This window comes from Mesorhizobium sp. M2C.T.Ca.TU.002.02.1.1, assembly GCF_003997225.1.
In genome coordinates this window covers 1-6761 of record NZ_RZTO01000294.1, presented here as the reverse complement: position 1 = coordinate 6761, position 6761 = coordinate 1, and the positions used below count along the sequence as shown (strand labels likewise).

The window sequence follows — 6761 nt, the reverse complement described above, 5'->3', positions numbered from 1 at the left end:
GGTGGAAATGCCCTTCGGCGGCGTCAAGCAATCCGGTATCGGGCGCGAGAACTCGCTTGCCGCGCTGGCACATTACTCGCAGTTGAAGGCTGTCTATGTCGAGACAGGGGACGTGGCGGCGCCCTATTGAGACTCCCCCGCCGTCCCGTCCAGATACTGCGTCAGCGCGCAGACCAGATGATAGAAGATGCTGGCCGGCACCTCGGTCGCCAGTGAGCGGCCGCGTTCGTCGATGCGGTCGATCCACAGGCCGAGCGGCGCCGGGTCGATGTGCCAGCGGAACAGGCGGCCGACGCGCGCCTCGATCTCGGGCTTGAGGTCCGGCCCGCCCGAGCCTTCGAGCGCGATCGCCGCCTTGATCGCCTCGGCCTGCGGCCAGCTGCGCGAGACCGTGTCGAGCGGCAGGCCCTGCCGAGAGACGGCGCCATAGGCGAGGCCGGTGGCGCGGTTGAGGCCGTTGGCAACCGCCGAGGCATAGAGCTTGCGGGCGAAGGCGGTGAGCTCGCCCTGGCCGCTGCGGGCGGCGAAATCGACGAGCAGCGAGGCCCATTCGAAATGATGGCCGGGCTCGGTCCAAGCGCCTTTCTCGCCCGCTACCGGTTTCCAGCCGTCGTCGAAATATTCACCCAGCGTCCAGCTTTCGGCATCGAAGAAATGGCTGCGGAAGAGGTCGATGATGCGCGCCGCGCGGCGCAGATAGGCGCGCTCGCCCGTCGCCTTGTGCCAGGCGAGAAAAGCCTCGAGCAGATGCATATGCGGGTTCGAGCGCCGTTCTTCCGCCCCGTCGGAGGTTTCCAGGAAGCCGGTCATGCGGGCGTCTTCCAGATGCGCATCGAGGAAGGCGAACGTCTCCTCGCCCAGCCGCAAGGCGTCGGGATGGCCCGACATATGCGCATGCGCCAGCGCCAGGAGAACGCAGGAATGATCGTAAGCGTCCTCGACGGGATCGGCGACCGAGCCGTCGATGTTGAGCGTGCGCACCCAGCCGCCGCGCTTCGTGCGCCCCTGCCCTGCCATGAAGTCGATGCCATGCGTGATCAGCCGGTCCGCCGGGCCGTCCCAGCCGCGCTCCTTGGCCACCGCGAAGGCATAGACCTGACGCGCCTGCGTGCGCATGCGCTTGAGCTTCATCAGCGGCGAAGCATCGAAGCCCAGCGCCTCGTGAAAGCCGCCATGGCGTTCGTCGACGCCGACCGTCGACCACAGCGGCAGCGTCTCCTCGAACAGCCAGTGGCGCACGCGACGCCGCCAGGCGCCGCTCTCGATGACGCGGTCATGCGCCGGCGTGAACCTCGTCTCCAGCCGGCCGGATTTCTCCAGCTGCTCGACGATCTTCTTGACGTGCTGGCTGTGGCTGACAGGGGCGACGAAGGTGGCGTCGGCGGTGGAGACGATGGCCACGTCCTTCATGCCGATGGCCGACAGCAGACGGCCGTCGCCGCGTATGTAGGAGTTCTCGCAATCGATGGCGACGACGTCGCCGATGATGACATTGCCTTGCTCATCGGACGGGCCGACGTCGAGCAGCGACTGCCAGGAACCGAGATCGTTCCAGCGGAAGCCGGCGGGCACCATGGCGATGTCCTTGGCCCGCTCCATGATGGCGTAATCGATCGAGGTCGACGGGATCGCGGAATAAAGCTCGAGCGGCATATAGAGACCGGACAGGTCGCTGGTCGCAGCCTTGTAGGCGGTCTCCGTCGCTTGCCAGATTTTCGGTTCATGGGCCGCGAAGGCGTCGCGCATGGCGCCGGCGCGGAACAAGAAGATGCCGGTGTTCCAGTAGAAGCTGCCGGCGTCGAGATAGGCCTGCGCGGTGGCGAGATCCGGCTTCTCGACGAAGCGAGAGACGTCGAAGACGCCGCCCTTGTCGGTCCCGACCTCGATATAGCCATAGCCGGTCTCGGGCTGTGTCGGCTTGAGGCCGAACACCACCAGACGGCCGGCATTTGCCGCCGCCGCGCCGGCCTCGACGCTTTGCCAGAACTGGCCAGGCGTCGAAATCTCATGATCGGACGGCACCACCAGCACCAGCTCGTCGCCATATTCGGAGAGCGTGCGCAGGCTGGCAAGCGCTACCGCCGCCGCCGTGTTGCGCCCCGTCGGCTCGAACAGCGGCCCGCCGCCGGCAAGATCGAGGCCGGCAAGGTCGGCATGGACGCGCTCGGCGTGACGCTCCGCGGCGATGAGGAAGATCGGGGTCTCGCCCTGCGGCCGCGCCGCCAAGCGGCGCAAGGTTTTCGCCAGCATCGAGCCATCGCCGGAAAAATCGTGGAACTGCTTGGGGTTGTCCTCGCGTGACAGCGGCCACAGCCGCGACCCGACGCCGCCGCTCATGACGAAACTGACGATGCGCTGGCTCATGAACGACCTTGTCAAAAGTCCGGTTCCGATGCCCTGGACTTACGACAAAAGCCTTTAAGCCCACCTTTACCCGGCAGCCAAATCCTATGCCATTCGGCCAAGCTTCGCGAAAGAAAGGAAATGCGACAGAAGTGCTGTCATTGACGCTTGCAGGATCGGAAAGTGGCAGCTATAAGCCCGCGGTCTGGTCACGGAGTGTAGCGCAGTCTGGTAGCGCACCTCGTTCGGGACGAGGGGGTCGCAGGTTCAAATCCTGCCACTCCGACCAGAAAAACAATGGATTAGCGGTATTGCAGTCCGCTAACTTCTGTCTCCGCAGAAGAATAGAACAGGACCTGAACCTCTCGGTCCAGCTTGCTCGCGCGCATATCCCGCAATGGAGCCAGCCTCATCGCAAACGATCCCTTCGCCCCGCTGCGCCAACGTTTCCTCGCCCGCTGCACCGATCAGCTCGCCGAGCTGAAGGTGATCGCGCATCAGGCCGCTCCCCTTCCCGGCAACGACTCGCTCATCCGGCTCGCCCACTCGCTCGCCGGCGCGGCCGGCACGTTCGGCTTCACGGAGATCAGCGCGCGAGCTTCGGCGCTGGAGACGCTGCTTGTCGAGCAGGCGGATGGCGCGAGCGTGCGCGCGGCGCTCGATGGCTTGATCGCGGAGATTGAGCGGACGCTGGCGTGACTCTTTGTTTTTTTGCAATTCCGGACGGAAGGTTACGGCGAAGGCGCCGAACCCAACCGTTGCACACTTTTCCTGGAATTGCCCTGGCCTGACGCCGCCGGCCGCGCCTATCTCTTGGCGGCGCCGAGGCCGGTCCTGGTCATCTCGCCCCAACCCTGGTTGCCGCGCAGGAATTGCCACCAGCCTTTCACGCGCCAGAAATTGTTGAGCTGGCGGTAGCCGAAATTCTCGATCACGGCGGCGACCGTCAGCACGGCGAGGTCCCTGGCGCGAGGGAAGCGCTGCAGCTCGGCCTCTTCCAGGATCAGCGAGCAGACGCTGACGCAGACGCCATAGGTGAAGATGAGCGCGGTGAAGGCGAGCAGATATTCAGCCGAAAGGATGCCGAGCAGCCAGAAGGCCGGGATCAGTATATAGCCGAGAACCTCGGCCACCGGGCCCAGCACGTCGACGATCAGGATATGGCCCAAGCCGAGGAAGCCGACGCGGCCATAGCGCGGGTTGAACAGCATCGAGCGGTAGCGGAAGAAGCATTCGAGCGCGCCGCGCTGCCAGCGCGAGCGCTGGCGGGCGAGCACGCTCAGCGTTTCCGGCGCCTCGGTCCAGCACACCGGCTCAGGGATGAACTGGATGCGGTATTTGCGCTTTTTATCGCGCATATAGCGGTGCAGCTTGATGACGAGGTCGAGGTCCTCGCCCATCGAACCCTTGGTGAAGCCGCCCACCGCCACCACTTCCGCGCGGCGGAACATGCCGAAGGCGCCGGACACCAGCATCAGCGTGTTGATGCTGCTCCAGGCCAGTCGCGCCATGAGGAAGGCGCGCAGATATTCGACCACCTGGAACAAGGGCAGCAGCCGGCGCGGGAGGTGGATTTCGCGCACCCTGCCCGCCTCGATGCTCGAGCCATTGGCGATGCGGATCGTGCCGCCCACGGCAATGGTGCGCTCGGGGTCGTCGATGAAAGGCTGGGCGGCCCGCATCAGCGCATCGGGCTCAAGGATGGAGTCGCCATCGATGACGCAAAAGAGCGGCGCGCGGCAGACATTGATGCCGGCGTTCTGGGCATCGGCCTTGCCGCCATTTTCCTTGTCGACCACGAACAGCCGCTCGGTCATGGGCGAGGAATAGAGGCCGCGGATCGGCTGGTGCGCGAGCGCCTCCTCGTAGGGCCGGTGGAACTTCACCAGCTTGAAAGCCTTGATGAGCCGCTGCAAGGTGTCGTCCTTCGAGCCGTCATTGATGACGACCACCTCGAAATTGGGATATTCGAGCGCGAGCATCGAATGGACGCTCTCGACCACGTTCAGCGCCTCATTATAGGCTGGCACCAAAAGCGCGATCGGTGGCGCGATGTCGCCATAGCGCTGCCACAGCAGCGCCGAGCGCGCCACCGGCGGACGCTTCGACAGCGCGTAGCCGGCGAAGACGAGCTGCAGGAGGTAGACGGTCGTCTGCGCCAGCCCAGCCCCGATGATGAACCAGGACAGGATGGTGGCGGCAAGAACGACCTCGTGGCTCCAGTCGGCGATCATGCGGCCGGCCCCTCGGCAAGGATGAGCGAGGCGGTGCGCTGGCTTCGTGAAACCTCACTGGCGGCGATCTCGCGCAGCAGCAATTCACCCGGCTGGCCGAAGGAGCGCAGCGCGTTGGCGGCGGCGTAGCGTACGGTCCAGACCTCGTCATCCAAGAGCCTGGAGAGCGGCGCGGCGAGCTCGGGCAATCCGAGGCGCCCCGCGGATTCGGCGGCGGCGCCGCGCACGTCCCAGTTGTCGTTGGCCATGGCGCGCTTCAGGATGGCCGACACCTGGGCGTGCCCCGTGAGGCCCAGCGCCCGAAGCGCGGCGGCGGCAACCTCGGGCGCGGCATCGCCGGCCAGGCTGGCGAAGAAATCGGCGAAGCCGAAGCCGCCGGCGCGCGCCAGCGCGTCGATCGCGGCCGCCCTGACCAGGGGCGAGGCGTCCGCACGCGACGCATGGACCGCAAGCTCGTTGAAGCGCGAGCGCGGAAAGCGCCTGAACAGCTCGATCAGGCGTCGCGAGCGCTGCCCCGCCACGCCGATGAAGTCCAGCGCTGTGCCGAGCAATGGCAGGCTGCCCAGATCGCAGAGCGCGATGGCCGCCGCGATCCTGACTTCGCGCGCGCGGTCCTGAGCGAGCGCTGCTAGCAGGTTTGCCGAGGCATCCTCCGAACCCAGCGATGCCAGCATCTCGGCCGCGTGGATGCGCTCGGCGATGTTGCCTTTGCGCAGCTGCCTGGCGACACGCGCCGGAAGGTCGCATTCGTTGAAGGCAACGAGCACGTCGTCCCTCTCCTCGCCGCGCAGCAGCGCAATGAACTCGAAGCCGGCATCGATCGCCACGCCTGCCGGCACGCCAAGCACCGTCGCCTTCAAGGCCTCGCGATCGCGGCTTTCGGTAAAGGCGATCAGCGCGGTCAGAATCTGGCGCCGCTGTTCGGCCGCCGCCCTGTCCCGGCGCTCCTGCAACACGCGGCGCGCGACAAGGAACAGCATGATCACCAGCGACAGCGCGCTCAGCAATATCGAGAGGTCCCAGATATACCACATGGTCAGAACCGCGCCGTCAGGCCGAGGCCGAATATGTTGCGGTCGAAGGTCGGGCGTTCTTCATGCGCGATGCTGGCGCGCAGCGTCAGCGGGTCGCTGACGTCGAAGGAAATGCCGCCGAAGACGGTGCGCGTCGGCACCAGCGCGCCGTCATCGATCTCGGGGGCGTCGGCATAACCGGCGAAGACGTTGAAGCGTGGCGTCACCGCGAGGTCGGCGCGGAGCACATAGCCGTCGGCGCGCGTGCCGATGTCGTCCTGCGCATGCACCCAGCGGGCGGAGAGGCCCAAGCGGCCGTCGAGGACGTAGCCCTGGATCCAAGGCTGGATGCTGGTGACGCTGGTGTCGGCGAAATCGTCGTAGCGGGCATCGATGTTGAGCGAGAGCGGGCCGAACGCCTTTGCCGGCGCCACGACCTGCCAGGACGCGCCGGCGCCGATCGAATAGCGGGCCAGGAAGTCGGCATCCGGCGTCACTGCCGCGACCGCATAGGCGGAGAAGACCGGCGTGAAGGCCTGGTCGATGCGGCCCTCCATCTGGAGGTCGGTGTGGCCGAAACGGGTCGCCAGCCGGGTGTGGCCGGAAATCGTCGTGCGCGGCGACAGCCGATAAGCAAGGCCGGCCGAGCTGTCGGTCCAGTCGCCGAGACCATTGGTGAGATCGCTCACCTCGCTGCCGAGGTCGAGCCGCCATTTGCGCGGCGGCGGCACGGAGAGCCTCTGCTCGATGTCGGCAGAACCCGGCTCGATGGCGAGCGCCTGGCCATAGGCCTGCCGCGCGGCCTCGTCGTCGCCCTCGGCGCGGCGCACGTCGCCGATCCCCACCAGCGCCTCGGCATTCCGCGGCTCAAGCGCCAGCGCGCGCCGGAACGACTGCCCGGCCCGCGTGTAGTCGGCCTCGAGCAGGGCGATCCTGCCGTCGAGGTTGAGCGCCTCGACATTGTCCGGTGCGGTCGCCAGCACGCCGTCGACAGCCAAGCGAGCACGCGGCGTGTCGCCTTGCCAGATCGCCAGGCGCACCTTGCCCAGACGCGCATCGAGAAGGCCGGGCTTGATCGCCAGTGCCCGGTCGAAGAACTGCCCGGCTTCGTCGAAGCGCTGGCTGGAGCCCACGACAAGGCCAAGCGCGACCAGGATGTCGGTGTCCTTCG

The 6761-nt window shown here is 66.6% G+C and carries 6 protein-coding genes and 1 tRNA gene; 3 read left to right on the top strand and 4 right to left on the bottom strand.

Annotated elements, in window-relative coordinates; genetic code table 11:
• A partial coding sequence (locus EOD07_RS17025) for an aldehyde dehydrogenase family protein (protein WP_127236294.1) occupies nt 1-130 on the top strand: 130 nt, incomplete at its 5' end.
• Here the strand turns inward: EOD07_RS17025 and EOD07_RS17020 are convergent.
• Nucleotides 124-2364, bottom strand: a complete 2241-nt coding sequence (locus EOD07_RS17020; RefSeq protein WP_127236293.1) for an AGE family epimerase/isomerase — start codon at nt 2362-2364, stop codon at nt 124-126. The genes EOD07_RS17025 and EOD07_RS17020 overlap by 7 nt on opposite strands.
• A 191-nt stretch (nt 2365-2555) precedes the next feature.
• On the opposite strand from EOD07_RS17020, the gene EOD07_RS17015 reads away from it, so the two are divergent.
• A tRNA-Pro gene (locus tag EOD07_RS17015) sits at nt 2556-2632 on the top strand.
• Nucleotides 2633-2718: 86 nt separating this feature from the next.
• Nucleotides 2719-3042: an Hpt domain-containing protein gene (locus tag EOD07_RS17010; RefSeq protein WP_127236292.1), complete on the top strand. Its 324-nt coding sequence runs from the start codon at nt 2719-2721 to the stop codon at nt 3040-3042.
• Between the two features lie 107 nt (nt 3043-3149).
• Here the strand turns inward: EOD07_RS17010 and EOD07_RS17005 are convergent, their stop codons facing one another.
• From EOD07_RS17005 to EOD07_RS16995, 3 genes are all read right to left on the bottom strand, one after another.
• Nucleotides 3150-4577: a glycosyltransferase gene (locus EOD07_RS17005; protein WP_164772299.1), complete on the bottom strand. Its 1428-nt coding sequence runs from the start codon at nt 4575-4577 to the stop codon at nt 3150-3152.
• Nucleotides 4574-5611 carry a HEAT repeat domain-containing protein gene (locus EOD07_RS17000; protein WP_127236291.1) on the bottom strand — a complete coding sequence of 346 codons (1038 nt, stop codon included), beginning with the start codon at nt 5609-5611 and terminating at the stop codon, nt 4574-4576. The genes EOD07_RS17005 and EOD07_RS17000 overlap by 4 nt, the downstream gene beginning before the upstream one ends.
• A gap of 2 nt (nt 5612-5613) precedes the next feature.
• Nucleotides 5614-6761: YaiO family outer membrane beta-barrel protein (locus EOD07_RS16995; RefSeq protein ID WP_127236290.1), on the bottom strand; the 1148-nt coding region annotated here is incomplete at its 5' end.

Excerpts from the sequence above, each read along its gene's own strand:
- EOD07_RS17005 (WP_164772299.1), bottom strand. The coding sequence starts at position 4,577 with ATGATCGCCGACTGGAGCCACGAGGTCGTTCTTGCCGCCACCATCCTG.
- EOD07_RS17000 (WP_127236291.1), bottom strand. The coding sequence starts at position 5,611 with ATGTGGTATATCTGGGACCTCTCGATATTGCTGAGCGCGCTGTCGCTG.
- EOD07_RS17020 (WP_127236293.1), bottom strand. The coding sequence starts at position 2,364 with ATGAGCCAGCGCATCGTCAGTTTCGTCATGAGCGGCGGCGTCGGGTCG.